General features: G+C 72.8%; 23 protein-coding genes. 7 read left to right on the forward strand and 16 right to left on the reverse strand.

Going from position 1 to position 25,082, the window contains the following annotated elements; all coding sequences use genetic code 11:
* Positions 1-153 precede the first annotated feature (153 nt).
* Positions 154-1,311 carry an acyl-CoA dehydrogenase gene (locus ADL34_RS06955; protein WP_062664513.1) on the reverse strand — a complete coding sequence of 386 codons (1,158 nt, stop codon included), beginning with the start codon at positions 1,309-1,311 and terminating at the stop codon, positions 154-156.
* A gap of 191 nt (positions 1,312-1,502) precedes the next feature.
* Here ADL34_RS06955 and ADL34_RS06960 point away from each other — a divergent pair, with 191 nt between their 5' ends.
* Entirely contained in the window at positions 1,503-2,846 is a 1,344-nt protein-coding gene (locus ADL34_RS06960) for a UDP-glucose dehydrogenase family protein (RefSeq protein ID WP_062664515.1), read from the forward strand.
* A 143-nt stretch (positions 2,847-2,989) separates the two neighbouring features.
* Here ADL34_RS06960 and ADL34_RS06965 read toward each other — a convergent pair whose 3' ends face one another.
* Positions 2,990-3,490: a CGNR zinc finger domain-containing protein gene (locus ADL34_RS06965; RefSeq protein ID WP_062664517.1), complete on the reverse strand. Its 501-nt coding sequence runs from the start codon at positions 3,488-3,490 to the stop codon at positions 2,990-2,992.
* Between the two features lie 139 nt (positions 3,491-3,629).
* On the opposite strand from ADL34_RS06965, the gene ADL34_RS06970 reads away from it, so the two are divergent.
* Positions 3,630-3,989, forward strand: coding sequence for a VOC family protein (locus tag ADL34_RS06970; RefSeq protein WP_062664519.1), 360 nt, complete (start codon positions 3,630-3,632; stop codon positions 3,987-3,989).
* 14 nt (positions 3,990-4,003) lie between these two features.
* Positions 4,004-4,390: a VOC family protein gene (locus tag ADL34_RS06975; RefSeq protein ID WP_062664521.1), complete on the forward strand. Its 387-nt coding sequence runs from the start codon at positions 4,004-4,006 to the stop codon at positions 4,388-4,390.
* Between the two features lie 12 nt (positions 4,391-4,402).
* Here ADL34_RS06975 and ADL34_RS06980 read toward each other — a convergent pair whose 3' ends face one another.
* From ADL34_RS06980 to ADL34_RS06995, 4 genes are all read right to left on the reverse strand, one after another.
* Positions 4,403-5,515 carry a dipeptidase gene (locus ADL34_RS06980; protein ID WP_062664522.1) on the reverse strand — a complete coding sequence of 371 codons (1,113 nt, stop codon included), beginning with the start codon at positions 5,513-5,515 and terminating at the stop codon, positions 4,403-4,405.
* 131 nt (positions 5,516-5,646) lie between these two features.
* On the reverse strand, positions 5,647-6,831 hold the full coding sequence (locus ADL34_RS06985) for a dipeptidase (RefSeq protein WP_062664524.1): 1,185 nt from the start codon (positions 6,829-6,831) through the stop codon (positions 5,647-5,649).
* Positions 6,832-6,836: 5 nt separating this feature from the next.
* Positions 6,837-7,364: a 5-(carboxyamino)imidazole ribonucleotide mutase gene (purE, locus tag ADL34_RS06990; RefSeq protein ID WP_079033988.1), complete on the reverse strand. Its 528-nt coding sequence runs from the start codon at positions 7,362-7,364 to the stop codon at positions 6,837-6,839.
* The gene (locus ADL34_RS06995) at positions 7,361-8,500 is read right to left on the reverse strand and encodes a 5-(carboxyamino)imidazole ribonucleotide synthase (RefSeq protein ID WP_062664527.1); all 1,140 of its coding nucleotides are present in this window, start codon (positions 8,498-8,500) and stop codon (positions 7,361-7,363) included. Before ADL34_RS06995 ends, purE begins: the two co-directional genes overlap by 4 nt.
* Before the next feature lie 152 nt (positions 8,501-8,652).
* Here ADL34_RS06995 and ADL34_RS07000 point away from each other — a divergent pair, with 152 nt between their 5' ends.
* On the forward strand, positions 8,653-9,207 hold the full coding sequence (locus ADL34_RS07000; protein WP_062664529.1) for a GtrA family protein: 555 nt from the start codon (positions 8,653-8,655) through the stop codon (positions 9,205-9,207).
* 13 nt (positions 9,208-9,220) lie between these two features.
* Here ADL34_RS07000 and ADL34_RS07005 read toward each other — a convergent pair whose 3' ends face one another.
* The gene (locus tag ADL34_RS07005) at positions 9,221-10,495 is read right to left on the reverse strand and encodes an ATP-binding protein (RefSeq protein WP_062664531.1); all 1,275 of its coding nucleotides are present in this window, start codon (positions 10,493-10,495) and stop codon (positions 9,221-9,223) included.
* A 48-nt stretch (positions 10,496-10,543) separates the two neighbouring features.
* Positions 10,544-11,221 (reverse strand): response regulator transcription factor, encoded by a 678-nt coding sequence (locus ADL34_RS07010; RefSeq protein WP_055624243.1) that lies wholly within the window; start codon positions 11,219-11,221, stop codon positions 10,544-10,546.
* Positions 11,222-11,716: 495 nt separating this feature from the next.
* Between ADL34_RS07010 and ADL34_RS07015 the strand changes: the two genes are divergently transcribed.
* Positions 11,717-13,213, forward strand: a complete 1,497-nt coding sequence (locus tag ADL34_RS07015; RefSeq protein ID WP_062664533.1) for an oligopeptide:H+ symporter — start codon at positions 11,717-11,719, stop codon at positions 13,211-13,213.
* Between the two features lie 79 nt (positions 13,214-13,292).
* Here the strand turns inward: ADL34_RS07015 and ADL34_RS07020 are convergent, their stop codons facing one another.
* The 5 genes from ADL34_RS07020 to ADL34_RS07040 form a co-directional block, all read right to left on the reverse strand.
* On the reverse strand, positions 13,293-14,579 hold the full coding sequence (locus ADL34_RS07020) for a hypothetical protein (RefSeq protein WP_062664534.1): 1,287 nt from the start codon (positions 14,577-14,579) through the stop codon (positions 13,293-13,295).
* Between the two features lie 62 nt (positions 14,580-14,641).
* Entirely contained in the window at positions 14,642-15,709 is a 1,068-nt protein-coding gene (locus ADL34_RS07025) for a hypothetical protein (RefSeq protein ID WP_062664536.1), read from the reverse strand.
* Positions 15,710-16,009: 300 nt separating this feature from the next.
* Positions 16,010-16,711, reverse strand: coding sequence for a hypothetical protein (locus ADL34_RS07030; RefSeq protein ID WP_062664538.1), 702 nt, complete (start codon positions 16,709-16,711; stop codon positions 16,010-16,012).
* A gap of 302 nt (positions 16,712-17,013) precedes the next feature.
* The gene (locus tag ADL34_RS07035) at positions 17,014-17,607 is read right to left on the reverse strand and encodes an ATP-binding protein (protein WP_062664539.1); all 594 of its coding nucleotides are present in this window, start codon (positions 17,605-17,607) and stop codon (positions 17,014-17,016) included.
* Positions 17,608-17,838: 231 nt separating this feature from the next.
* On the reverse strand, positions 17,839-18,225 hold the full coding sequence (locus ADL34_RS07040) for an STAS domain-containing protein (protein WP_062664541.1): 387 nt from the start codon (positions 18,223-18,225) through the stop codon (positions 17,839-17,841).
* Positions 18,226-18,464: 239 nt separating this feature from the next.
* Here ADL34_RS07040 and ADL34_RS07045 point away from each other — a divergent pair, with 239 nt between their 5' ends.
* Together ADL34_RS07045 and ADL34_RS07050 are read left to right on the forward strand one after the other, a co-directional pair.
* On the forward strand, positions 18,465-19,427 hold the full coding sequence (locus tag ADL34_RS07045) for an RNA polymerase sigma factor SigF (protein ID WP_062664543.1): 963 nt from the start codon (positions 18,465-18,467) through the stop codon (positions 19,425-19,427).
* A gap of 233 nt (positions 19,428-19,660) precedes the next feature.
* Positions 19,661-21,247, forward strand: coding sequence for an RICIN domain-containing protein (locus tag ADL34_RS07050; RefSeq protein ID WP_062664545.1), 1,587 nt, complete (start codon positions 19,661-19,663; stop codon positions 21,245-21,247).
* Here ADL34_RS07050 and hutI read toward each other — a convergent pair whose 3' ends face one another.
* From hutI to ADL34_RS07065, 3 genes are read right to left on the reverse strand one after another with little or no spacing between them, the layout of a single operon-like run.
* On the reverse strand, positions 21,248-22,519 hold the full coding sequence (hutI, locus tag ADL34_RS07055; protein WP_062664547.1) for an imidazolonepropionase: 1,272 nt from the start codon (positions 22,517-22,519) through the stop codon (positions 21,248-21,250).
* Positions 22,516-23,853 carry a formimidoylglutamate deiminase gene (locus ADL34_RS07060; protein ID WP_062664549.1) on the reverse strand — a complete coding sequence of 446 codons (1,338 nt, stop codon included), beginning with the start codon at positions 23,851-23,853 and terminating at the stop codon, positions 22,516-22,518. Before ADL34_RS07060 ends, hutI begins: the two co-directional genes overlap by 4 nt.
* The gene (locus tag ADL34_RS07065) at positions 23,850-25,052 is read right to left on the reverse strand and encodes an allantoate amidohydrolase (protein WP_079033989.1); all 1,203 of its coding nucleotides are present in this window, start codon (positions 25,050-25,052) and stop codon (positions 23,850-23,852) included. Before ADL34_RS07065 ends, ADL34_RS07060 begins: the two co-directional genes overlap by 4 nt.
* Positions 25,053-25,082: the final 30 nt, after the last annotated feature.

The following is a 25,082-nucleotide window of genomic DNA, read 5'->3' on the forward strand; positions in this document are numbered from 1 at the left end:
GAGCGGGGCGCCATCGGGCGTTCGCCACCATTTCCCGACAGAAGCCGCACACAGTGCACACTTCCGTATTCCACCCGGTCCGCCGTCACGAGCCCGAACGAGTGAAGGGCGCCCGGAGTACCCGGACGCCCTTCTCCGTCAAGTCCCGTGGGGTTACGGCAGGTTGCGTGCCATCACGATCCGCTGGACCTGGTTCGTGCCCTCGTAGATCTGGGTGATCTTGGCGTCGCGCATCATGCGCTCCACCGGGTAGTCGCGGGTGTAGCCGTAGCCGCCGAGGAGCTGGACGGCGTCGGTGGTGACCTCCATGGCGACGTCGGAGGCGAAACACTTGGCCGCGGCGCCGAGGTAGGTGAGGTCGGCGTCGCCGCGCTCGGAGGCGGCGGCGGCCTGGTAGGTCAGGGCGCGGGCGGCCGAGATCTTCATGGCCATGTCGGCGAGCATGAACTGGATGCCCTGGAAGTCGGCGATGGGCTTGCCGAACTGCTTGCGCTCCTGGACGTAGCCCTTGGCGTAGTCGAGGGCGCCCTGGGCGATGCCGAGGGCCTGGGCGGCGATGGTGATGCGGGTGTGGTCCAGCGTCTTCATCGCGGTGGCGAAGCCGGTGCCCTCCTCGCCGATCATGCGGTCGGCGGGGATGCGGACGTTGTCGAGGTAGACCTCACGGGTCGGGGAGCCCTTGATGCCGAGCTTCTTCTCCGGAGCGCCGAAGGAGACGCCCTCGTCGCCCTTCTCGACCACGAAGGCCGAGATGCCCTTGGAGCGCTTGGCCGGGTCGGTGACCGCCATGACCGTGTAGAACTCGGAGACGCCCGCGTTGGTGATCCAGCGCTTGACGCCGTTGAGGACCCAGTGGTCGCCGTCGCGGACGGCCTTGGTCTTCATGCCGGCCGCGTCGGAGCCCGCGTCGGGCTCGGAGAGGCAGTAGGAGAACATGCCGTCGCCCTTGGCGAGCGGGGCCATGTACTTCTTCTTCAGCTCCTCGGAGCCGGAGAGGATGACCGGCAGGGAGCCGAGCTTGTTCACGGCCGGGATGAGGGAGGAGGACGCGCAGACGCGGGCCACCTCCTCGATCACGATGACCGTGGCGAGGGCGTCGGCGCCCGCGCCGCCGTACTCCTCGGGGACGTGCACGGCGTGCAGGTCGTTGGCCACGAGGGCGTCGTGCGCCTCCTGCGGGAAGCGCGCCTCCTCGTCCACCGCCGTGGCGTGCGGCGCGATCTTCGCCTCGGCCAGCGAGCGGATCGCGTCGCGGAGCATGTCGTGCTCCTCGGTCGGGCGGTACAGGTCGAAGTCAGCCGATCCGGCCAAGGTCTCTCACGCTCCAGGGACGCTCGTGTGGCAAGGGTGATGCCGACGCTAATTACCGTTAAGTAACTCAAATTTTAGAGGTCGCCCCTCAGGACTGATACGTGAGCTTGGCGACAGCGGGGAATCTGCCCGCCGGGCCCGTTGACTATGCTCGGGCGCGCACCGCCCGTCCTCACTCCTGGAGTCCCCCCATGGCCCTCAAGATCACCGTGATCGGCACCGGCTATCTCGGCGCCACGCACGCCGCGGCCATGGCCGAGCTCGGGTTCGAGGTGCTGGGTCTGGACGTGGTGCCCGAGAAGATCGAGATGCTGGGCCGCGGCGAGGTGCCGATGTTCGAGCCGGGCCTGGAGGACCTGCTGCGCAAGCACGTCGCCGGGATCGATGGCTCGACCGGGCGGCTGCGGTTCACGATGGACTGGGCGGAGGTCGCCGAGTTCGGCGACGTGCACTTCGTCTGCGTGAACACGCCGCAGAAGCACGGTGAGTACGCGTGCGACATGTCGTACGTCGACGCGGCGGTCGAGTCGCTCGCCAAGCATCTGAGCAAGCCGTGCCTGGTCGTCGGCAAGTCGACGGTGCCGGTGGGCAGCGCGGACCGCCTCGCGGCGCGGCTGCACGAACTGGCGCCCGGCGGCGGCGAGGTGGAGCTGGCCTGGAACCCGGAGTTCCTGCGGGAGGGCTTCGCCGTTCAGGACACGCTGCACCCGGACCGGATCGTGGTGGGGGTGCGCAGCGAGCGCGCGGAGAAGCTGCTGCGCGAGGTGTACGCGACGCCGATCGCGAACGGCTCCCCCTTCGTGGTGACGGACTTCCCGACGGCCGAGCTGGTGAAGACCTCGGCGAACTCGTTCCTCGCCACGAAGATCTCCTTCATCAACGCGATGGCGGAGGTGTGCGAGGCGGCCGGCGGCGATGTCGCGAAGCTCGCGGAGGCCATCGGGCACGACGACCGGATCGGCAAGAAGTTCCTGCGGGCCGGCATCGGGTTCGGCGGCGGCTGCCTGCCGAAGGACATCCGGGCGTTCATGGCGCGCGCGGGCGAGCTGGGCGCGGACCAGGCGCTGACGTTCCTGCGCGAGATCGACTCGATCAACATGCGCCAGCGCGGTCAGATGGTGGAGCTGGCCCGCGAGGCGCTGGGCGGCGGGCCGTTCCTCGGCAAGCGCGTCGCCGTGCTGGGCGCCACGTTCAAGCCCGACTCGGACGACGTGCGCGACTCGCCGGCGCTGAACGTGGCCGGGCAGATCCATCTGCAGGGCGGCCAGGTCACGGTGTACGACCCGAAGGGCATGGCGAACGCCCGGCGGCTGTTCCCGACGCTCGGGTACGCGGACACCGCGGTCGAGGCGGTGCGGGGTGCGGACGTGGTGCTGCATCTGACGGAGTGGCGGGAGTTCCGTGAGCTGGACCCGCGGGAGCTGGGCGAGGTGGCGGCGGCGCGTCTGATCCTGGACGGCCGCAACGCGCTGGACCCGGAGCTGTGGCGGGGCGCGGGCTGGACGTACCGGGCGATGGGCCGGCCGACCGCGTAGCCGCGCTTCTCGACGTCTTACGGAGGACGCCGTTTCGGCCGAGGCTCAGTCGGCCGAAACGGCGTCCTTGGCATTCTGCCGCACACCACCGCGCATTGCCGAATGAATCTTCAACAACCTTGTTAAAAGGTGGGCCGGGTGGCTCATTTCGCACGGTACCGGCGCATCTTGGCGCGCGACCCGCACACCTGCATGGAGCACCAGCGGCCGCGGCCCGCCGGGCTGCGGTCGTAGTACGCCCAGTGGCAGTCGGCCGCCTCGCAGGCCTTCAGGCGCGCCCAGGTGCCGTCCACGAGGCTCTGGGCGACGGCGGCGGCGACCCGGGAGGACAGGGACGCGGCACCGGCGGGGGTGAGCCGGGCCGAGCCGTCCGCGGGGTCGACGGCCACCACGAGGGGGGCGGCGGCCAGCAGGTCGCCGAGCGGGGTGACCGTGCGGTGCGGCGGGTGCCCGGCGTGGGCGAGGAGGGCCACGCGCAGGGACTCCCGCAGCTCGCGCCCGGCGGGCAGGTCCTGTTCGGCCAGCCCGAAACGCGCCCGGCCCTCGGCCGTGTCGAGCGCGTCGGCGCCGGACTCCAGGTCCACCGTGTTGACCAGGGCCTGGACCAGTTCCAGGGCGCCGGGCGCGGGCGATCTTTCACTCATGGCTGCCGCTTGTCTCCGTTTCTCGCATATCCCCTTGCGACGTTACCCCCTGTACGGGAACATGAGGTAACCCGGTTACCGGTTGACTCAGTCTGACGGTAACCCCGCCTGATAACCCCGAGGCTTCGAGGAGAAGATCATGGCCATCGCCGAAGTGGGCTCCGTCGTCCTGGACTGTCCCGACCCGCGCGCGCTCGCCGAGTTCTACGCCAAGGTGCTCGACGGCACGATCGTGGACGAGGGCGACTGGGTGGACCTGAAGGTGCCCGGCGGGCCGACGCTCGCCTTCCAGGCCGCCCCCGGCTACGTGCCGCCGCGCTGGCCCTCGCCGGAGCAGTCGCAGCAGTTCCATCTGGACCTGACGGTCCCGGACCTGGACACGGCCGAGAAGGCGGTGCTGGAGCTGGGCGCGACGCCGCTGGAGACCGACGACCGCGAGCGGACCTTCCGGGTTTACGCGGACCCGGCGGGGCACCCGTTCTGCCTCTGCGCCTGCTGACGAGGAGGACCCCCATGGCACCCGCGGCGCGTCTGCGTTCCGTCGTCGTCGACTGCCCGGACCCGCGCGCCCTGGCCCGCTTCTACGCGGGCGTCGGCGGCGGGACCCCCGAGGACGAGGACCCGGACTGGGTCGTGCTGCGGCTCCCGGACGGGCCCCGGCTGGCCTTCCAGCGGGCGCCCGGGTACGCCCCGCCGGACTGGCCGCGGGCCGACCACGACTCGCAGCAGTTCCACCTCGACTTCGACGCCGGGTCCACCTGGGAGGAGGTCGACCTGGCGCAGGAGAAGGTGCTGAAGCTGGGGGCGCGGCTGCTCCGGGCGCAGGACGAGGAGGGCTTCCGGGTGTACGCCGACCCGGTGGGCCATCCGTTCTGCCTGTGCCGGATCGACGAGGGCTGAGCCGGGCTGCGGTCAGCCGTCCAGGTCGGTGATCGTGGCCGTCGAGGGTGCGCGGCGGCGCTGCGCCTCGCGGGCGGCGAAGTCGGCCTCGCGCAGCACCCGCTGGACGTTCCCCCAGGTCAGCTGGGCGATGTCGGTCTCGGACCAGTCGCGGCGCAGCAGCTCGGCGACGAGCCGCGGGTAGCCGGAGACGTCGGCCAGGTCCTGGGGGTGGGCGCTGCCGGTGTCGTAGGTGCCGGACAGGCCGACGCAGTCCGCCCCGGCCAGCGCGCGCACATGGTCGAGGTGGTCGGCGACGTCCCGGACGGACGGGCCGGTCTGCTCGGCGGTGAGCGGCACCATGCACAGCCCCTTGGCGGCGCCGAGCGCGGTCAGCAGGTCGTCGGGGAGGTTGGCGGGGTGCGGGCGCAGGGCGCGGGCCGCCGAGCGGGTGCACAGCACCGGCGCCTTGGAGACCGCGCAGGCCCGGCGGACGGTGTCGGGGCCGGCGCCGGAGAGGTCGGCCAGCACACCGAGCCGGTTCATCTCGCGCAGCACCTCCTCGCCGAACCGGGTGAGTCCCGTCTCGCCGGCCCAGGACACCCCGGTGAGCGTCAGGGCGCGCAGCCCGAGGCCGTGCAGGCAGCGCAGGATGCCGAGCGAGTCGCCGAGGGCGACGGCCGCGGCGGGCCCGGGCAGGACGGCGGTACGGCCGCTGTGCCGGACGTCGGTGACCGGGCCGGGCGCGCCGGCCAGGCGCAGACCGTCCGGGTGGGCGCGGACGACGGTCCTGACGAGGTCGAGCTGGTCCAGGGTGGCGCCGACGGCCCGGTCGCCGGTCATGCCGTCCGGCAGGTGCAGCGCCCAGAAGAGCGCCCCGACGCGGCCCTCGCGCAGCCGCGGCACATCGGTGTCGACGGCGCTCTCGCCGAGTTCCAGGTCGAACCAGGACAGGGGGCGCAGCGCCCGGGACAGGCCGCTGTGGCCGTCGGCGACGGGGTGGGCGTCGAGCAGGGCGCGGGCTCGTGCGAGCAGGTCGGCCGCCGCGGGCTCCCGGGCGGGTCCGGGGTGTTCCCCGATGACCGGCGCGGGCAGATCGTCCGTCGCGCCGCCCTCGGCCCCGGCGTCGTACTTGAGCTCTGCCATGGCGGTCTCCGTACGGGATCGGCGGTGCTGATCAGCGGTACGGTTCACCGTCGCACGGGGGCGCGGGCGCTTCTCGGTGGGTGGGGCGTTCGGGGGTAGGCGGGACACGGCCGGCCCGCCCACCCCCCGGGTCAGGCGTCCAGCTCCGCGAGGGTGGCGTTGGACGGTCCGCGGGTGGCCTGCAGGTCGCGGGCCACGTCCTCGGCGGCGCCGAGCACCCGGACGGCGTTGCGCCAGGTCAGCTTGGCCAGGTCGGTCCTCGACCAGCCGCGGTCCAGCAGCTCGGCGATCAGGTTCGGGTAGCCGGTGACGTCGTTCAGGCCCTCGGGCGTGAACGCGGTGCCGTCGTAGTCGCCGCCGATGCCGAGGTGGTCGATCCCGGCGACCTCGCGCATGTGGTCGAGGTGGTCGGCGACCGTGGCCACGGTGGCGACCGGGCGCGGGTTGCTCTCCTCGAAGGCGCGGTGCACCTTCATCGCCTCGGCGGTGGTGTCGAGGTGGTGGAAGCCGTGCGCCCGCATGTTCTCGTCCGCGGCGGCGGTCCAGTCGACGGCCGCCTGGAGGACGAACTTCGGCACGAACGTGACCATCGCGACGCCGCCGTTGGCGGGGAGCCGTTCCAGCACGTCGTCGGGGATGTTGCGCGGGTGGTCGCAGACCGCGCGGGACGAGGAGTGGGAGAAGATCACCGGGGCGGCGGTGGTGTCGAGCGCGTCGCGCATCGTCGTGGCCGCCACGTGCGAGAGGTCGACCAGCATGCCCTCGCGGTTCATCTCCCGCACGACCTCGCGCCCGAAGGCGGACAGGCCGCCCACGCCGGGCTCGTCGGTCGCCGAGTCGGCCCAGGCGATGTTGTCGTTGTGCGTGAGCGTCATGTAGCGGACGCCGAGGGCGTACAGCGCCCGCAGCGTGGCCAGGGACTCCGCGATCGAGTGGCCGCCCTCGGCCCCCATCAGGGAGGCGATACGGCCCTCGGCGCGGGCCGCCTCCATGTCGGCGGCCGTCAGCGCCGGGCGCAGGTCGGCGGGATGGCGGGCCAGCAGCTGCCGTACGCAGTCGATCTGCTCCAGCGTGGCGCTGACCGCCTGGTCGCCGGCGTAGTCCGAGCGGACGTACACCGACCAGAACTGGGCGCCCACACCGCCCGCGCGCAGCCGCGGGATGTCGGTGTGCAGGTGGGCGCTCTGGTCGGCGGCTATGTCGCGGGCGGCGATGTCGTAGCGGACCTGTTCGCGCAGGGCCCAGGGCAGGTCGTTGTGGCCGTCGACGACCGGGAACTCGCGCAGCAGGTCCCGGGCGGTCTCCAGGGAGGTCATCGGCGTCACTTCCCGGCGCCGAAGCCGAAGCCGGCCGCGCCCTCGACCTTGGACCGCAGCCGCTTGCCCTTCTCGGTCGCCTGGTCGTTCAGCTCCTGCTGGAACTCGCTCATCCGCTGGAGCAGTTCCTCGTCGTGCGTGGCGAGGATGCGGGCGGCGAGCAGGCCGGCGTTGCGGGCGCCGGCGACGGAGACGGTGGCGACGGGCACACCGGCCGGCATCTGCACGATGGACAGCAGGGAGTCCATGCCGTCGAGGTACTTCAGCGGGACGGGGACGCCGATGACGGGCAGCGGGGTGACGGACGCGAGCATGCCCGGCAGATGGGCGGCGCCGCCCGCCCCGGCGATGATCACCTTCAGCCCGCGCTCGGCCGCCTGCTCACCGTAGGTGATCATCTCGCGGGGCATGCGGTGCGCGGAGACGACGTCGACCTCGTACGCGATCTCGAACTCGTCGAGGGCCTTGGCGGCGGCCTCCATGACGGGCCAGTCACTGTCCGACCCCATGACGATGCCAACAACAGGGCTCATTCGGTGATCGTGCCTCTCAGGTAGCCGGCAGCGTGACGGGCGCGCTCCAGCACGTCGTCGAGGTCGTCGCCGTAGGTGTTCACGTGACCGACCTTGCGGCCGGGCTTCACGTCCTTGCCGTACATGTGGATCTTGAGCTGGGGGTCGCGGGCCATGCAGTGCAGGTACGCCGAGTACATGTCCGGGTAGTCGCCGCCGAGGACGTTGACCATGACGGTCCACTTCGCGCGGGGGCGCGGGTCGCCGAGCGGGAGGTCCAGGACGGCCCGGACGTGATTGGCGAACTGGCTGGTGATCGCGCCGTCCTGGCTCCAGTGACCGGAGTTGTGCGGGCGCATCGCCAGCTCGTTGACGAGGATGCGGCCGTCGCGGGTCTGGAACAGCTCGACGGCGAGGTGCCCGACGACGCCGAGCTCCTTCGCGATCCGCAGCGCCATCTCCTCGGCCCGCAGGGCGAGGGCCTCGTCCAGGTCAGGGGCCGGGGCGATCACGGTGTCGCAGACGCCGTTCACCTGCTGCGACTCGACGACCGGGTAGGCGACGGCCTGACCGTGCGGGGAGCGCACGACGTTGGCGGCGAGCTCGCGGACGTAGTCGACCTTCTCCTCGGCGAGGACCGGGACGCCGGCGCGGAACGGCTCGGCGGCCTCCTCGGCGGAGTCGACGACCCAGACGCCCTTGCCGTCGTAGCCGCCGCGGACCGTCTTCAGGACGACCGGGAAGCCGTCCCCCTCGGCGGCGAACGCGGCGACGTCCTGCGGGTCGCTCACGATGCGGTGCCGGGGGCAGGGCACCCCGATCGCATCGAGCCTCGCCCGCATCACGCCCTTGTCCTGGGCGTGCACGAGCGCGTCGGGGCCGGGGCGCACGGGGATGCCGTCCGCCTCCAGGGCCCTGAGGTGCTCGGTGGGTACATGTTCGTGATCGAAGGTGATCACATCGCACCCTTGCGCGAACGCGCGCAGCGTGTCCAGGTCGCGGTAGTCGCCTACGACGACATCACCGACGACCTGCGCCGCGGAATCCTGAGGAGTGTCACTGAGGAGCTTGAACCTGATGCCGAGCGGAATGCCCGCCTCGTGTGTCATACGAGCGAGCTGACCCCCGCCGACCATGCCGACTACCGGAAACGTCACGCCCCTAGAGTATCGGCCGCGCGGCGGCACCCCTCTTACCGGACTTTTCCAGGGCTCTTCCCGACCCGGGACGTCACGCGCGGGCGATCACCGAGGGGGGTGGATAGCATGGGTGGGTTGACGACCACCGACCGACAGGAGCCTTCACGACCATGGAACGTGGTTCCTCGGGGCTTCAGGAGGCGCCTGCGGCGCGCACTACGGTGCGGCAGCGCCTCGACCGGCTGGCCCGCGAGGTCGCCAAGTTCGGCGCGGTGGGCGGGGCGGGGCTGCTGGTCAACCTGCTCGTGTTCAACCTGGTACGGCAGGTCACCGATCTGCCGGTGGTGCGGGCGAGCGTCATCGCGACCGTCATCGCGATCATCTTCAACTACATCGGCTTCCGGTACTTCACCTACCGCGACCGCGACAAGAGCCGGCGCACCAAGGAGATGACCCTCTTCCTGCTGTTCAGCGTCGCGGGCCTGGTCATCGAGAACGGGGTGCTCTACACGGCGACCTACGGGTTCGGCTGGGACAGCCCGCTGCAGAGCAACATCTTCAAGTTCCTCGGCATCGGCATCGCGACGCTGTTCCGCTTCTGGTCGTACCGCACGTGGGTGTTCCGTGCGCTGCCGGTGCAGAAGGACCCCGTGGCCGGCGGGGAACCGCGCCCGGAGTCCCGCTCGGGCTCGGACGAGACCTCCTCCCGCCAGCACGTGAGCTGAGAGCGCGCACTGCCTAGCGGACCGTGCGCTCGGTGTCCCCGGAGGTCTTCTTCGGTGGGGCCGTGCGGGACAGGAACAGGGCGAAGACCGGCGGGTTCGTCTGCAGCATCTCCAGCCGCCCCCCGTCCGCCTCGGCGAGGTCGCGGGCGACCGCCAGGCCGATCCCGGTGGAGTTGCGGCCGCTGATGGCGCGCTCGAAGATCCGGGCCCCCAGGTCGGCCGGGATGCCGGGCCCCTCGTCCGTGACCTCGATGACCGCCTGGTTGCCGGTGACGCGGGTGCGCAGCGCCACCGTCCCGCCGCCGTGCATGAGCGAGTTCTCGATCAGGGCGGCCAGCACCTGCGCGACCGCCCCGGGGGTGCCGACCGCCGTCAGGTGCCGTTTGCCCGAGCTGACGATGGCCCGCCCCGCGCTGCGGTACGCCGGGCGCCACTCCGCGAGCTGCTGCTGGATCACCTCGTCGAGGTCGAAGGTGACCGCGGAGCCGCTGCGGGGGTCGCGGGAGTTGGTCAGCAGCCGCTCCACCACGTCCGTCAGGCGCTCCACCTGTGCCAGCGCGATGGTCGCCTCCTCCTTCACCGTGTCGGGGTCGTCGGTGAGGGTGATCTCCTCCAGCCGCATGGACAGCGCGGTCAGCGGCGTGCGCAGCTGGTGCGAGGCGTCGGCGGCCAGCCGCCGCTCCGCGGTCAGCATCCGCGCGATGCGCTCGGCGGAGGAGTCCAGCACGTCGGCCACCCGGTCCAGCTCGGGCACGCCGTAGCGCTTGTGGCGGGGGCGGGGGTCGCCCGAGCCGAGCCGTTCCGCCGTCTCGGCGAGGTCGGTGAGCGGTGAGGCCAGCCGGCTGGCCTGGCGCACCGCGAGCAGGACGGCCGCGATCACCGCGAGCAGGGCCACCGCGGCGATGATCAGCAGCGTCCGGCCGACCTCGCGGGTCACCGACGAGCGCGGCTCCAGCACGGTGACCGACTCGCCCTCCTCGCCCCGCTCGCGCGCGCTGATGACGTCGCCGCCGGGCCGGTCGCCGACCTCGATCACGGGCTTGCCGGGGATGCGGATCTCGGCGTAGCGGTCGCCCTGGATCTGGTCGCGCAGCACGGCGGCGTCGACGGTCTCGTCGCCGAGCAGCCGGCTGTCGACGATGCTGGCGAGCCGCACCGCCTCGGTGTCCACCCGCTCCTGCGCGGTGTTGCTGATCGTCCGGGTCTCGACGATGACCAGCGACACCCCGAACACGGCGATCACGACGAGGACGACGGCAAGGGTGGACTGGATCAGTCGGCGGCGCATGGCGTGTTACTCACCTGTCGGGCTCGGGAACCGGTGCGGGCCCGCGGCTCAGCTCTTCTCGAAGCGGAAACCCACGCCCCGCACCGTCGCGATGTAGCGGGGGTTCGCCGCGTCGTCGCCCAACTTCTTACGCAGCCAGGAGATGTGCATGTCGAGGGTCTTGGTCGAGGACCACCAGGTGGTGTCCCAGACCTCGCGCATCAGCTGGTCGCGGGTGACCACCCGGCCCGCGTCGCGCACCAGCACCCGCAGCAGGTCGAACTCCTTGGCGGTGAGCTGGAGTTCCTCGTCGCCCATCCAGGCGCGGTGCGACTCGACGTCGATCCGCACGCCGTGCGTGGCGGGCGGCTGCTGGGGCTCGGCGGAGCCGCGCCGCAGCAGGGCCCGGACGCGCGCGAGCAGTTCGGCGAGCCGGAACGGCTTGGTGACGTAGTCGTCGGCGCCCGCGTCGAGACCCACGACGGTGTCGACCTCGTCGGCGCGCGCGGTCAGGATCAGGATGGGCACGGCGTGACCGTCGGCCCGCAGCCGGCGGGCCACCTCGAGGCCGTCCATGCCGGGCAGCCCGAGATCCAGCACGACGAGGTCGATGCCGCCCTGCATTCCGGCGTCGAGGGCGGTGGGCCCGTCCTCGCGGACCTCGACCTCGTACCCTTCCCGGCGCAGTGCGCGGGCCAGCGGCTCCGAAATGGACGCGTCGTCCTCGGCGAGCAGTACTCGGGTCATGAGCTGATGGTAGTCCGCCCGCATCGGGCGCCGGGGTGGGATCGGCCCCTTGGTTCTTACCGTCCTCCGTCGCTCTTCTTACCTTCTTCGGGAGTGGTACAGACCATACGTGGAAGGTGCGACCCTGGAGGGGCCTTCGAATAGGTGTGCACGGTTGCGTCCAAACCTGTGATTCGCGTCTCAAGCCCTTCCATATGGGGCGGTGTCGTGACGTATGGTGAATCTACGCCTGTAGCACTGCGGGGACCTCCGGCCACTTGACGCCGGGGGTCTCTCTTGCGTAGGGGCCGTTCCCGGCCCCGTGCAGCAATGACCTGTGGCCGGGCCTCCGATGGCGGGGGCGTGGATCCCGACGGTCGCCGTCTTCCGCTCCTCATCCGGACGGACTCCCCCAGGGCGTGGGGGCGACGGTCTCGTCCGTCGGTGCCGGCCGCCCCCCCACCGGGCGCGTGACCGCTCCATGTCGCATGCGCGTCCCGACAGCAAGGAACGACCATGGCGTCCAGCCTGACGAAGGACTCGGCCCCCACCGGAATCCCCGGTTCCGATCGCACCTTCTTCGGCCACCCCCGCGGCCTGGCCACTCTCTTCATGACCGAGATGTGGGAGCGTTTCTCCTACTACGGCATGAGGGCTCTGCTCCCGCTGTACCTCGTCGCTCCGGCCGGCCTCGGCCTCAGTGCCACCACGGCCACGGCGATCTACTCGGTCTACCTCTCGCTCGTCTACCTGCTCGCCCTGCCCGGCGGCTGGTTCGCCGACCGCGTGCTCGGCCCGCGCAAGACGGTGGCCGTGGCCGGTGCCGTCATCATGCTCGGCCACCTGACGCTGGCCCTCCCCTGGTCCGGCAGCTTCTTCGCCGGCCTCGGCCTGGTGGCGATCGGGTCCGGCCTGCTGAAGGCCAACATCTCGACGATGGTCGGCCACCTCTACAACGGCCCGGAGGACCCGCGCCGCGACGGTGGCTTCACGATCTTCTACATCGGGATCAACCTGGGCGCCTTCGCCGCCCCTCTGGTCATCGGCACCATCGGTGAGAACGTCAACTGGCACCTGGGCTTCGCGCTCGCCGCGCTGGGCATGGCGCTGGGTCTCGCCCAGTTCCTGCTGGGCAGCCGCCACCTGAGCGCCAAGTCGGACGTCGTCCCCACGCCGCTGACCGCCGAGCAGAAGGCCGCGACCCTGCGCAAGGCGTTCTTCTGGGCCGCCGTCGCCGCGGTGTTCTACGCGATCGTCGGCTTCTCCGGCGTCTACACGCTGAACTGGCTGCTCGTCCCGATCACCGTCGCCGGTCTGGTCATCCCGGTCATGGTCATCGGCCGGATGAAGCGCGACAAGCAGCTCGACCGCGGCGAGCAGTCCAAGCTGACCGCGTACATCTGGTTCTTCGTCGCCGCCGCCGTGTTCTGGATGATCTACGACCAGGGTGGCTCGACCGTCTCCCTGTTCGCCGAGTCCTCGGCCGACAACTCGGTCTTCGGCTGGGAGTTCCCGGTCTCCTGGTACCAGTCGGTCAACCCGGTCATGATCATGGCGCTGGCGCCGGTCTTCGCCTGGCTGTGGCTCGCGCTGGCCAAGCGCGGCAAGGAGCCGAGCACCGCGTCGAAGTTCGCCATGGGCCTGATCCTGGTCGGCGCGTCCTTCTTCCTCTTCCTGGCCCCGCTGTCGATCGCCGACGGCGGCCACAAGGCGGCCGCGCTGTGGCTGGCGGCGATCTACTTCGTGCAGACCGTCGGTGAGCTGATGCTGTCCCCGGTCGGCCTGTCGGTCACCACGAAGATGGCCCCGGCCAAGTACGCCTCCCAGATGATGGGTGTCTGGTTCCTGGCCGTCACCGCGGGTGACGCCACCACCGGTCTGCTCTCCATCGCGGGCGTCGACCTGAACAAGACGGGCATCGTCACGCTGGAGGCCACGCTCGCCGTGGTCGCCGGGTTCGCGGTCTGGATGTACCGCAAGAAGGTCAAGGAGCTCATGGGCAGCGTCAACTGACGCCCGTCCCCGAGTCCGCCCGGAGGGCCACCGCACGCCACGCGCGCGGTGGCCCTCCGGCGTTCCCGGACGCGGCGGCTCAGCGCGGGCGCCCCGGCAGGAACGTGAACACCGCGCCGCCCAGCAGCAGGAGGGTTCCCCCCACCAGCCCGAGCGCCTTCAGGCTGCCGCGGTCGTCAGCGCCGGTCGCCGCGAGGCCGCCGGACACGGCGGAGGAGCCTCCCGCCGCTCCCCCCGCGGCGCCTCCGCCCGCTGCGCCCCCGGCCGCGCCGCCGCCGGAGGCGCCGCCCTCCTGCTCCGTGGTGTCCAGGGTCAGGGAGACCAGGGACTTCTCCGGGGTGCAGGTCGTCGTCGTGCCGAGGGCCTCGACCGTGAGCACGCCCGGCGCCAGCGTCGAGCGCCCGCTCGCGCCCGGCCGGTACGTGCCCGTCAGGTCGGGGATCCCGATCGGGTCGCCCGCCTTGATGGCCTCGGCGTTCGCGGGCCCCTCCACATGCACCGTGCCCCGGTCGGCGCCGCCGAGGACCACCTCCATCGACGGCTTCACCGAGCCCTTCGGGATGTCGGCGGGGCTGTCCATCACGGAGCCGCGGAACCGGACGGTGAGGGCGAAGCTCCCGCCGTCGCGCGTGGCGTCGACACGGACCGGCGAGGTGGCGTTCCGGTCCCCGATCGGCGTCTTGCAGGCATAGGGGACCTGGACCTCCTCGCCGGTGACGGCGTCCTGCCCTCCGTCGTCGCCGGGTTCGCTCCCACTCGGCGAAGGAGACGAGGTCGGCGGGTCCGTCGGGGTGGCGGTCGGCCCGGTCGGCTCGTCCGTGGGCTCCCCGCCCGTCGTACCGCCCGGGTCCCCGCCGCCGTCGGTCACCGTGATCGTCGCAGCGGGCCGCACGGGCTCCTTCGGCGTGCACACGGTGTCCGTCGAGATCGGCCTGTTGACGTTGATGGTGTACGCGTCCGGGGTCAGGGTGACCTCGCCGGGCGACGTGAGCTTCAGCGTGCCCTTCATCGTGGACAGCTTCATCTCGCCGCCCTTGGGGATCGGCGGGTTCTCCCGGGGGCCCCGCAGGACGACGTCCGCCGTCTGCGCGCCGGCCGCCTTGAGGGTGCCGGTCGGCTGGACGGTGTCCTCGGCCAGGTCGAGGATGTCCGGGTTCTTCGACGCGGCCCGGACGAACGTCCAGACGATCTCGACCTCGTCGCCGGTCCTGGCCTGCGCGGGAGCGTCGACCGCCACGGTCGTGGTGCCCTGGACCGGCGGCAGCCCGGAGATCGGGGGCGGCACGCACTCGGTCGCGTACGACACCTCGGCCGCCTGCGCCGGAGCGGCGGACACGCCCAGCAGCAGCCCGGCGCCGCCGAGCATCAGGGCGGCGCCGGCCGCGCCCGCTCTTCGGGTCCTGGGGGTGGTGGCTCTCCTGGGCTCGCTCACGGGGGTCCCTTCCTGGTGGGGGTCGCAGGACGCGGGGGGCTGTCGGCAGGCGGTGCGCCCGGATCGCGGTCCGGGGTGAACCAGGGCAGGGACGAGGCCGGGCGCGAGGAGTGCCGTGCCCGCGCGGCGGGCCGCAGCCCGGGAAGACGCAGGGCCGGTCCGGGCAGGCGCATCCGGGGCCGGCGGCGGGCGGTCCGCCGGGGCCGGACCCGGTCCACGACCGCCATCCCGGCGCGGAAGACCGCGGCCGGCACGACCACCGCCGCCAGCGACCAGAACAGGGTCACGCCCCACGGGCGGCCCACGTCCCAGGGCTGCTCGGCCAGCACCCGTCCGCCGTACCTCAGGGACACCGTGTAGGCGCCGTGCGCCCCGGCGGCGAGCTCCACGGGCAGTTCGACACGAGCCTTCGCGCCGGGCCGGAGCGTGCCGCGCCACCGCTGCTCCTCCCACTGCGGGGCGAACACCCCGTGGGAGGTCCCCACCTGGAATACCGGGTCGCGCACCGGTGAGGTGCCCACGTTGCCGACGGTGAGGACGAGCGTGCGTCTCGGCGGCGCGCCGAACCAGGTGAGCAGGCCGTCCGAGCCGTCCAGCCGGGTGTCAGTGAGCACGGACAGGCGTCCGCCCAGCGGTTCGGCGGGCAGCGGCTCCACGGCGTGCCCGGCGACCTGGAGGACGGCGTCGGCCTCGGCCCTCGGCCCGGTCGCCGTCGCCACGTGCACGACACAGGGGCACGGCACCGGCGGCTCGGCCACCGGCAGCTTCCGCCGGAAGCGCCCCTCGGCGTCCGTCGTCACGGCCCGGCCGTCGGCGTTGGCACAGGAGTCGGTGCCGCCGCGCACCCCGGTCGTCGGGACGGCCTGCCCGCACACGAGAAGCATCAGCAGGGCCCGGGGCCGCCAGCCGCTGCCGCTGACGGTGACCGAACCGCCCGTACCCGCCTGGGAGGCGGACAGCCGCACCGTGGGCCGGTCCACCGCCGCCGCCGTCCCCGCCACGGGGGGCAGCAGCAGCAGCGCGAGCACCGCCACCAGCACCGCCCACCGCACCCCGCCCTTCATGCGCCCGCTCCCCCCGACCCGCCCCGCCTCAGCGGCCCGCGCCGCCACCGCCGTACGGCCATCAGGCCGGCCCACGCCGCCGGCCCCCCGCCGTTCCCGTCACCGGGCCCCAGGGCACGAAGCGGGCCGACGCGACGGACGTGGCGCCCGACGCCGTCACCGGAGGGCGCGGCCGACCAGGGCGTGTCGGCGGCGGCCGGCGGGGTGGCCGCCGCCGGCGCGAGCAGGGGCAGGGGCAGGGACCGGCACAGGACGCGGACGGCTGACGGCATCGGTGGCTCCGGCGTCTGGGGCGAGCGGTCAGCGGGCGGCGGGCCGGTGCCGCCGCGTCAGCCACAGCGCGCCCGCCGCGCCCGCCAGCAGGACCGTGCCGCCGAGCGTGCCGAGGGCGATCGCGGACTCCTCGGGCCCGGTGCGCGGCAGCCCGGCCGCCCGGCCGCCGCCCGAGGTGGCGGTGCCGCCGGTTCCCCCGCCGCTCGCTCCCCCGCCGCCCGCCGCCGTCACGTCGAGGGTGAGCGAGGGCCCGGGATCGTTGGTGGGCGTGCAGGTCGTCGTCGTGCCGAGCGCCTTGATGGTGAGCACGCCCGCGGTGAAGGTGACCTTGCCGCTCCTGCCCGGCGTGTAAGTGCCCGTCAGGTCACTGACCCTGATGGGGGTGTCGGCCGGTATCGCATCCTGGTTGGACGGGCCGGTCACCTTCAGGGTGCCGCTGTCCGCTCCGCCCAGCTCGATGGTGGCGCTCGGGCTCATCGCGCCCTTGCCGAGCTCGACCGGGCTGGACGAGACGCCCTTCTGCCACGACATCGTGATCTTGTAACCGGTGCCGCCGCGGACGCCCTTGATGTCGATGGGCGAGACGGCGCTCTTGTCGCCGATCGGCGTCTTGCAGGCGTAGTCGACGTCGACGACCTCGGCCCGGGCCGCGGGGGCGGTCAGCAGCACCGCCGAACCGGCCAGGGCCGCGGCCGTCGCGAGCGCGGCGGTTCGCTTCTGCTTCGACACGGTCCCCTCATTCCTGACGGTGTATCAGATCGGCCGTCAAGGTACGCCCGGGGCCTCGAGGAAGGAAGAGACGGCGCACGCCGGACTTGTGGCGATCGTGAGCGCGTTGGATGGAGGGGTGACACCCCGGGGACCCCGGGAACACGGGACGGACGGGCACGGAAGACGGACGGGCACGGAAGACGGACGAGCCAGGAACGCCGGGCGGGGAACGCAGAGCGGCCGGGGACGCGCGGCGAACGGGCCAGGCCCCGCGAACGAAAAGGCCACGGGAAAACCGATTCTCCCCGCGGCCGGACGGGTCAGGCCGGTGCGCCCAGCTCCGCCCACACGGTCTTCCCGGCCTGCCCGGGCGTACGGACGACGCCCCAGTCCAGGCACAGGCGCTGCACGATGAACATGCCGTGGCCGCCGGGGCGGCCCGCGCGATGCGGCGTACGGGGGGCGGGCTGACCGGTGCCCTTGTCGGACACCTCGACCCGGATGACCTTGTTGTCGTAGGCGATCAGCAGCGCGTCGGGGCCCTCGGCGTGCAGGCAGGCGTTGGTGACGAGCTCGGAGACCACCAGCAGCACGTCCTCGGCGGCGGCCCGCCGGTCGGCGGAGGCCGCCGGCAGCCAGCCCCACGCGTACAGCGCCTGGCGGGCGAAGTCACGGGCGAGCGGGACGACGCCGCTCTGGTCCGCGAAGTCCAGCGTGCGGACCTGACGCCCCGCGGTCTGCTGCGCGGGCTCCACGGACGCCAGGGACGCCCCGGAGCCCCCCGCGGACGCCTCCGCGGCCGGTGACCCCCCCGAGGCGTGGTCCGGTGCCGGAGCGGCGGCCCCGGACACCCCGGAAGCGCCGCTGGGCTCTGGGCCGCGGTCGCCCGGCGAGAAAGGCCGGGTGGTGCTCATCAGCGCTTCACCTCACCGATTCACCAGTTCATCGTTCAACTCTTCAACGGTCTGTACGCAGAGTCAGTACACCAGTACACGATCCGTGCCCGGTGTGCCGGTCACGGCCCTCGCCGGTGGCCGACGTCACAGCCGACGGTTCCAGGATGTCTCCTGCCCGACCCGGGCGGAGGAACACCCCTTCTCTTCGGCCGAATCATGTGACGTCCGTTGCGAGGGCGACACACGAGGTCAGCCGGAGCCGGCGGTCCCGTCGGCGAGGGCGTCCTCGAGGGTGTCGTGGACCGTGAAGACGGCCTCGGCGCCCGTGATCTCGAACACGCGCGCGACGACGGGCTGCATTCCGGCCAGGTGGACTCCGCCACCGGCCGCCTCCGCCTTCAGACGCGCCCCGAGCAGCACGTTCAGCCCCGTCGAGTCGCAGAACTCCAGCCGGGAACAGTCGACCACCAGTCGGCTGAAACCCTTCGTGAGGCACTCCTCGAGTGGCTCACGCAACAGATCTGCGGTGTGGTGGTCCAACTCACCCACCGGGGTCACGACGGCGCTGGAGCCCTCTTCGCGAACCTCCACCAGAAGTCGGCCAGACTGTGCGCTGCCGACCGTCCCGCGGTCCATGCCGTCTCTCACTCCCGACGTCGTGGCTGCTGACTGACGCTGACGAACACTACGCCTTCCCTACGCCCTCCAACACCCGAACATCCACCCACAAACGGACATTTCGGAACAGAGCGCACTTGCGGTGGGCTCCGGAAAGCCGATAGGGCTAGTAGAGACACGCAACCGACTCGGCCGGCTTTGGAGGCGCCGCACACCGCAGTGCACGCAAAGGCTTCGGCAGCCATATGCCGAGAACGATGGAGGACATCATGTCACCCCGGCTCGACGCATCGCATACCCCCGTCGCGACGTCGGCATCCCGACCGGAACATCTGGATCCCATCGAGCGCGGCGGCGTATCCGCCGAACTGGCCCTCGGCCAGGACTTCGCTCAGGACCTCGCCCACGACGACGTACTCGCCGGGCTTCCGGAGATCCCGCCGTACGACGAGGTGGGGCCGGTGGACGCGCGGGCCCTGTCCAAGACCCTCTTCGAGCGGCTGGAGTCGCTGGAGGAAGGCACGCACGACTACTCGTACGTCCGCAACACGCTCGTCGAACTCAACCTCGCCCTGGTCAAGTTCGCCGCCTCCCGCTTCCGCTCGCGCAGCGAGCCGATGGAGGACATCATCCAGGTCGGCACGATCGGCCTGATCAAGGCGATCGACCGGTTCGAGCTCAGCCGCGGAGTGGAGTTCCCCACCTTCGCGATGCCGACCATCATCGGCGAGATCAAGCGCTTCTTCCGGGACACCTCGTGGTCCGTGCGCGTGCCGCGCCGCCTGCAGGAGCTCCGGCTCGACCTGGCCAAGGCCGGCGACGAACTCGCCCAGAAGCTCGACCGCGCCCCCACGGTGGCCGAGCTCGCCGAACGCCTCGGTCTCACCCGTGACGAGGTCGTCGAGGGCATGGCCGCGTCGAACGCCTACACCGCCTCCTCGCTGGACGCCCAGCCCGAGGAGGACGACGCCGAGGGCGCGCTGGCCGACCGGATCGGCTACGAGGACAACGGCATCGAGGGCATCGAGTACGTCGCCTCCCTCAAGCCGCTCATCGCCGAACTCCCGCCGCGCGACCGCAAGATCCTGTCCCTGCGGTTCGTCGCCGGCATGACCCAGTCGGAGATCGGCGAGGAACTCGGCATCTCCCAGATGCATGTCTCGCGCCTGCTGTCGCGGACCCTGGTCCGGCTCAGAAAGGGCCTGACGATCGAGGAGTGACGGGCCGCCGGAGCCGACGACACGCCTCCGGACCCCCGGGACTGTGCCCGGTGCCCCGCCGAAACGAGTCGGCCGGGCACCGGGCACAGTGCTGCTGTGCGGGTCACGTGGCGACCGCGGGGGTTACCGACAGAAACCCTTTCCCCAGGGCTCCCCTTCCTCCACTATGAGCCGTCATACCCGCCGGTAGCCCGTGCTCCGCGCGGGTCGCACGGCTGCGAGGAGGCGGCGGGATGACTGGGGCCGACGGCACAGGCCACGACCGCGGGGACACCGGTCCCGGGATCCACGCGGACACCTCCGACGCACGGCTGACCGAACTGCTGCGCGGTCACACGACCACGGCGTACCCCGCGCTCCAGGAGCTGCGCGCCCGGCACCTCCCGCACGTCCTCGCCTACGCCCGGCTGTGCGCCCCCGACGACGCCCTGGCCCGTCAACTGGCCGCCGGGGCCGTCACGTCGGCGGCCCGCCGGGCCGCGCGCGGCCTCGACCCCGGCCTGCCCTGGCGGCACCACCTCCTGCTCCTCACCGCCCGGACGGCCGGGACCTGGGCGACGGACGAACGGGCGGCCGGCCTCGACCCCGCCCTGCTGCTCCTGCTGCGCACGACCGGCCCCGACGGGCCGCTCCCGCCCATGCTCACCGCCTTCCAGGCCCTGCCGGACCGCGCCCAGGGCCTGGTCTGGTACGGGATCGTGGAGGGCGAGCCGCCCGAGCGCACGGCGGCCCTGCTCGGCCTCACCCGCGAGGACGTCGCGTACGGCACCGGCCCGGCACTCCAGCAGCTCGCCCGTGCCTGCCTGCACACCCGGCTCGCCGCCTCCGACGACCCGGACTGCCCGGACTTCGGCCGTCTCATCGAGGAGTCCGTACGGCCTGACAGCCCGCGCGACAGCGCCGATCTGCAGGCTCACATGGCGCGCTGCCCGCACTGTGCCGCCGCCCACGCCGAGCTGGCGGCACTGCGGGACACCCCGCGCGCGGCCCTGGCGGAGGGGCTGCTGCCGTGGGCCGGGACGGCGTACACCGGCGGTGCGGCACGGGGTGGGACGACGACCGGCCGGGGCACGCCGGTCCGGTCCGGCCGGGCGCGGGAGACGCGGCCGGACCGCCGTCAACTCGTCCTGGTGTCGGCGGCGCTCGGAGTGGCGCTCCTGCCGCTGGTGGTGTTCCTGGTCGCCCAGGCCGGACCGGACGCGGGGGACCCGGCGGGCGCGGCGGTGAGCGTGCCTCCGCCTGCGGTGACGAGTACCGCGGCGACCGGGCCGACCACGTCGTCCACGTCGTCCACGTCGTCCCCACCGCCGTCACCGTCGCCCTCGCGGACCAGGAAGCCGCCCTCGCCGTCCCCGAGTCCGTCTCCCACGAAGTCGGCGACGGCACGGCCGCCGGCGTCCGCCGCCCGCCCGCCGTCCTCCTCGTTCGCGCAGGTCGTGAACGCCGCTTCGGGGCTGTGCCTGGACGTGGGCGGCGCCTTCTTCGACGGGACCGACGTGATCACGGCCCGCTGCTCCGGGTCGCGCACCCAGCGCTGGCGGGTCGACGAGGACCGCGGGGTGCTCCAGTCGGCCGCCGACCCCGGCTTCTGCCTGGACAGCCGGGGGGACACGGACCGGGGCGTCGGGATCTGGGACTGCGACTCCGTCGAGGGCCGCAACGGGCGGAACCTGATGTTCGTCGTGGACGGGGACGGGCTGGTCCGCCCCGTCATCGCCTTCGGGACGGCCCTCACCCCGGACGGCGGCGTGGGCGACGGGCTGTCCCTGGAGCCCGCGGGCGCGGGCGCCGGCCAGCGCTGGCGGGCGGGGGCCGCCTGATCAGGCCACCCGGACGCCGCGCCGCCACACCTGGCTGACCAGGGGCACACCGGGCCGGTAGGCCAGGTGCACATGGCTCGGGGCGTCGAGCAGCAGCAGGTCGGCGCGGGCGCCCGGGGTGAGCCGGCCGACGTCGTCACGGCGCAGTGCCGCCGCGCCGCCCGCCGTGGCCGACCAGACCGCCTCGTCGGGCGTCATCCCCATGTCCCGTACGGCGAGCGCCACGCAGAACGGCACCGACGAGGTGTACGACGAGCCCGGGTTGCAGTCGGTGGACAGCGCCACGGTGACCCCGGCGTCGAGCAGCCGCCGGGCGTCGGGCCACTGTGCCCGGGTGGAGAACTCGGCGCCGGGCAGCAGGGTGGCGACGGTACGGCTGTGGGCGAGCGCGTCGACGTCGGCGTCCGTGAGGTGCGTGCAGTGGTCGGCGCTGGCGGCGTCCAGTTCGACGGCCAGCTGGACGCCGGGGCCGTAGGAGAGCTGGTTGGCGTGGACGCGCGGGTGCAGGCCCCGGGCCTTGCCGGCGGTGAGGATCGCGCGGGCCTGGTCGCCGTCGAAGGCGCCCTTCTCGCAGAACACGTCGATCCAGCGGGCGTACGGGGCGCAGGCGTCCAGCATCGGGCCGGTCACGAGGTCGACGTAGGCCGCCGGGTCGTCGGCGTGGTCCGGGGAGACGATGTGGGCGCCGAGGTAGGTGACCTCGTCGGTGTGGGCGGCGGCGACGCGCAGGGCGCGGGCCTCGTCCTCGACGGTCAGGCCGTAGCCGGACTTGGTCTCGAAGGTCGTGGTGCCCTGGCGCAGGGCCTCGGCGAGGTGCCGGGTGAGGTTCGCCTCCAGCTCGGCGTCGCTCGCGGCGCGCGTGGCGGCGACGGTGGTGCGGATGCCGCCCGCGCTGTACGGCCGCCCGGACATCCGGGCGTTGAACTCCTCGGTGCGGTCGCCCGCGAAGACGAGGTGCGAGTGGGAGTCGACGAAGCCCGGGATCACCGCCCGGCCACCGGCGTCGACCCGGTTGTCAGTGGCGGGTGCTTTCCTTTGATCACCGGTCCACACGACCCGGTCGCCCTCGACGGCGACCGCCGCGTCGTGGACCAGTCCGAGGGGGGAACCGTCACCTAGGGAGGGGTCGTTGGTGACCAGGGCGGTGATGTTGGTGATGAGCGTGCTGGCGGTGCTCGCTGAGTGGGCGGGGCTGACGGTCGTCGCGTTGCTCATGGCGTCCTTGGTTGCCTTCTCGGCGGTGGGGTGGGGGGCGGAGCGGCCCGGGGTCATCCGCGCAGGGCGGCCACGGCGTCCGCGAGGGCTCGTGGCACGTCCGGCACCAGGGTGTGGACTCCGTCCCGTACGACGTGCCGGCCGGCCACGACCGTATGCGACACGTCCGCTGCCGACGCGGCGAATACGGCCGTCTCGGCCCCGAGCCGCGGAAGCGGCCCTGCCGTCCTGACGGAGTCCAGCGCGACGGTCGTGAAGTCGGCGAGCGCACCGGGCTCGAGCGTGCCCGCCCCGTCCCAGCCGAGGGCGGCATGACCGTCGGCGGAGGCGGCCCGCAGCAGGGCGGACGCCGTCCAGTGGCCGCGGGTGCGGGTGCGCAGCCGCTCGTTCAGCTCCAGGGCGCGGGCCTCTTCGAGCAGGTCGATGACGGCGTGGCTGTCGGAGCCGAGGGACAGCGGTGAGCCCTCGTTCTGGAGGGCGGCGGCCGGTCCGATGCCGTCGGCGAGGTCGCGCTCGGTGGTGGGGCACATGCAGGTGCCGGTGCCGCTGCCGCCGATGAGGGAGATGTCCTCGGGCGTCAGGTGGGTGTTGTGCACACCGGTGGTGCGCGGGCCGAGCACGCCGTGCAGGGCCAGCAGCTGGGTGGGGGTGCAGCCGTGGGCCTCGCGGCAGGCGTCGTTCTCGGCGGTCTGCTCGGACAGGTGCACATGGAGCGGGGCGCGCCGCTCCTCGGCCCAGCGGGCGACCGTCGCCAGCTGGTCGGCGGGCACGGCCCGCACGGAGTGGACGGCCGCGCCGATCCGCGCGTGATCGTGTTCCTTGAGAAGTGAACAGCGTTCGGCCCAGGCGTCGGCGTCCCCGTCGGAGAAGCGCAGCTGGTGGGCGGTGGGCGGGCGGCCGAAGCCGGAAGAGAGGTAGGCCGTGTCGAGGAGGGTGATCCGGATGCCGGCCTCGGCGGCGGCCTCGATCAGGGCCTCGCCCATCGCGTTGGGGTCGGCGTAGGGGGTGCCGCCGGGCGCGTGGTGGACGTAGTGGAACTCGCCGACCGCGGTGACGCCGGCGAGGGCCATCTCGGCGTACACCGCGCGGGCCAGCGCGTGGTAGGTCTCCGGGGTCAGCCGCTCGGCGATGGTGTACATGACCTCGCGCCAGGTCCAGAAGGTGCCGGAGCCGACCTGGACGGTGCCGCGCAGGGCGCGGTGGAAGGCGTGGCTGTGCGCGTTGGCGAGGCCGGGCAGGGTCAGTCCGCGCAGGACCTCGGCGCCGGGCGGCGGGGTGGGGACGTCGGTGCGGACGGCGGTGACGCGGCCGTCGGCCACGTCCAGGGCGACGCCCGGCTCGACGTGCGTGTCGAGCCAGGCGTGCTCCAGCCAGTACGTCTTCGCTGTCACCTGCGGGCCAGCCCTTCCAGTACGTCGGCGAGTGCGAGCACCCCGGCCACGCAGTCGTCCTCGGCGGCGAACTCGGCCGGGGAGTGCGAGACGCCCGTGGGGTTGCGTACGAACAGCATGGCGGTCGGGATGCGCCCGGAGAGGATTCCGGCGTCGTGTCCGGCGCCGGTTCCGAGCACGGGCACGGTGATGCCGGTGTCCTTGCCGAGGATGCGGGCCAGTTCGTCGCGCAGCCCGTGGTCGAACTCGACGACCGGCGTGAAGGACTCGCGGACCACGTCGAGTCCGACGCCGTGCGCGTCGGCGTGGGCGCGGGCAGCCTTCTCGATGCCGCCGACGACGGTGTCGAGGGCCGTCTGGTCCTCGGCGCGGGAGTCGAGCCAGCCGCGCACCAGGGAGGGGATGGCGTTGACGCCGTTGGGTTCGACGGCGATCTTGCCGAAGGTGGCGACGGCACCGGTGTGCCCGGCCTCGCGGCGGGCGGCGAGCACCGTCTCGGCGTAGGGGAGCATCGGGTCGTGCCGGTCGGCGAGCCGGGTGGTCCCGGCGTGGTTGGCCTCGCCCCGGAAGTCGAACCGCCAGCGGCCGTGCGGCCAGATGGCGCTGGCGATGCCGACCGGGTCGCCGGTGAGGTCCAGGGCGCGGCCCTGCTCGACGTGCAGCTCGACGAAGGCCCCGATGCGGGCGAGCCGTTCGGGGTCGGCGCCGAGGGCCTCGGGGTCGTATCCGGCGGCCTCCATGGCGCGCGGGAGGCTGGTGCCGTCGGCGTCGGTCAGGCGGTGCGCCTGCTCGGTGGTGAGCGCTCCGGCGGTGAGCCGGGAGCCGACGCAGGCCAGCCCGAAGCGGGCGCCCTCCTCGTCGCCGAAGTTGACGACGGCGAGGGGCCTGGCGAGGTCCGTGCCGCGGGCGCGCAGTTCGTCGAGCGCGGCGAACGAGGACACCACGCCGAGGGGGCCGTCGAAGGCCCCGCCGTCGGGCACGGAGTCCAGGTGCGACCCGGTGACGACGGCGTCTCCGGCGGCGGGGTCGCCGAGCCAGGCCCACTGGTTGCCGTTGCGGTCCACCTCGTAGGCGAGCCCGCGGGCACGCGCCTGCTCCTCGAACCAGTCCCGGCACTCGAGATCGGCACCGGTCCAGGCGTAGCGGCGGTAGCCGCCGGAGTCGGGGTGCCGCCCGATGGGGCGCAGCTCGCGCCACATCTCGTGGAACGAGCTGCCGCCAGGCTGCGG

The organism is Streptomyces sp. NRRL WC-3605, assembly GCF_001509795.1.
Taxonomy (GTDB): Bacteria; Actinomycetota; Actinomycetes; order Streptomycetales; family Streptomycetaceae; genus Streptomyces; species Streptomyces viridochromogenes.

Coding starts and splice junctions, on each gene's coding strand:
- ADL34_RS06960 (WP_062664515.1), top strand. CDS start 1,503: ATGGCCCTCAAGATCACCGTGATCGGCACCGGCTATCTCGGCGCCACG.
- ADL34_RS06965 (WP_062664517.1), bottom strand. CDS start 3,490: ATGAGTGAAAGATCGCCCGCGCCCGGCGCCCTGGAACTGGTCCAGGCC.
- ADL34_RS06970 (WP_062664519.1), top strand. CDS start 3,630: ATGGCCATCGCCGAAGTGGGCTCCGTCGTCCTGGACTGTCCCGACCCG.
- ADL34_RS06975 (WP_062664521.1), top strand. CDS start 4,004: ATGGCACCCGCGGCGCGTCTGCGTTCCGTCGTCGTCGACTGCCCGGAC.
- ADL34_RS06980 (WP_062664522.1), bottom strand. CDS start 5,515: ATGGCAGAGCTCAAGTACGACGCCGGGGCCGAGGGCGGCGCGACGGAC.
- ADL34_RS06985 (WP_062664524.1), bottom strand. CDS start 6,831: ATGACCTCCCTGGAGACCGCCCGGGACCTGCTGCGCGAGTTCCCGGTC.
- purE (WP_079033988.1), bottom strand. CDS start 7,364: ATGAGCCCTGTTGTTGGCATCGTCATGGGGTCGGACAGTGACTGGCCC.
- ADL34_RS07000 (WP_062664529.1), top strand. CDS start 8,653: ATGGAACGTGGTTCCTCGGGGCTTCAGGAGGCGCCTGCGGCGCGCACT.
- ADL34_RS07005 (WP_062664531.1), bottom strand. CDS start 10,495: ATGCGCCGCCGACTGATCCAGTCCACCCTTGCCGTCGTCCTCGTCGTG.
- ADL34_RS07010 (WP_055624243.1), bottom strand. CDS start 11,221: ATGACCCGAGTACTGCTCGCCGAGGACGACGCGTCCATTTCGGAGCCG.
- ADL34_RS07015 (WP_062664533.1), top strand. CDS start 11,717: ATGGCGTCCAGCCTGACGAAGGACTCGGCCCCCACCGGAATCCCCGGT.
- ADL34_RS07020 (WP_062664534.1), bottom strand. CDS start 14,579: ATGCTCGGCGGCGCCGGGCTGCTGCTGGGCGTGTCCGCCGCTCCGGCG.
- ADL34_RS07025 (WP_062664536.1), bottom strand. CDS start 15,709: ATGAAGGGCGGGGTGCGGTGGGCGGTGCTGGTGGCGGTGCTCGCGCTG.
- ADL34_RS07035 (WP_062664539.1), bottom strand. CDS start 17,607: ATGAGCACCACCCGGCCTTTCTCGCCGGGCGACCGCGGCCCAGAGCCC.
- ADL34_RS07040 (WP_062664541.1), bottom strand. CDS start 18,225: ATGGACCGCGGGACGGTCGGCAGCGCACAGTCTGGCCGACTTCTGGTG.
- ADL34_RS07045 (WP_062664543.1), top strand. CDS start 18,465: ATGGAGGACATCATGTCACCCCGGCTCGACGCATCGCATACCCCCGTC.
- ADL34_RS07050 (WP_062664545.1), top strand. CDS start 19,661: ATGACTGGGGCCGACGGCACAGGCCACGACCGCGGGGACACCGGTCCC.
- hutI (WP_062664547.1), bottom strand. CDS start 22,519: ATGACCCCGGGCCGCTCCGCCCCCCACCCCACCGCCGAGAAGGCAACC.
- ADL34_RS07065 (WP_079033989.1), bottom strand. CDS start 25,052: ATGTGGCGCGAGCTGCGCCCCATCGGGCGGCACCCCGACTCCGGCGGC.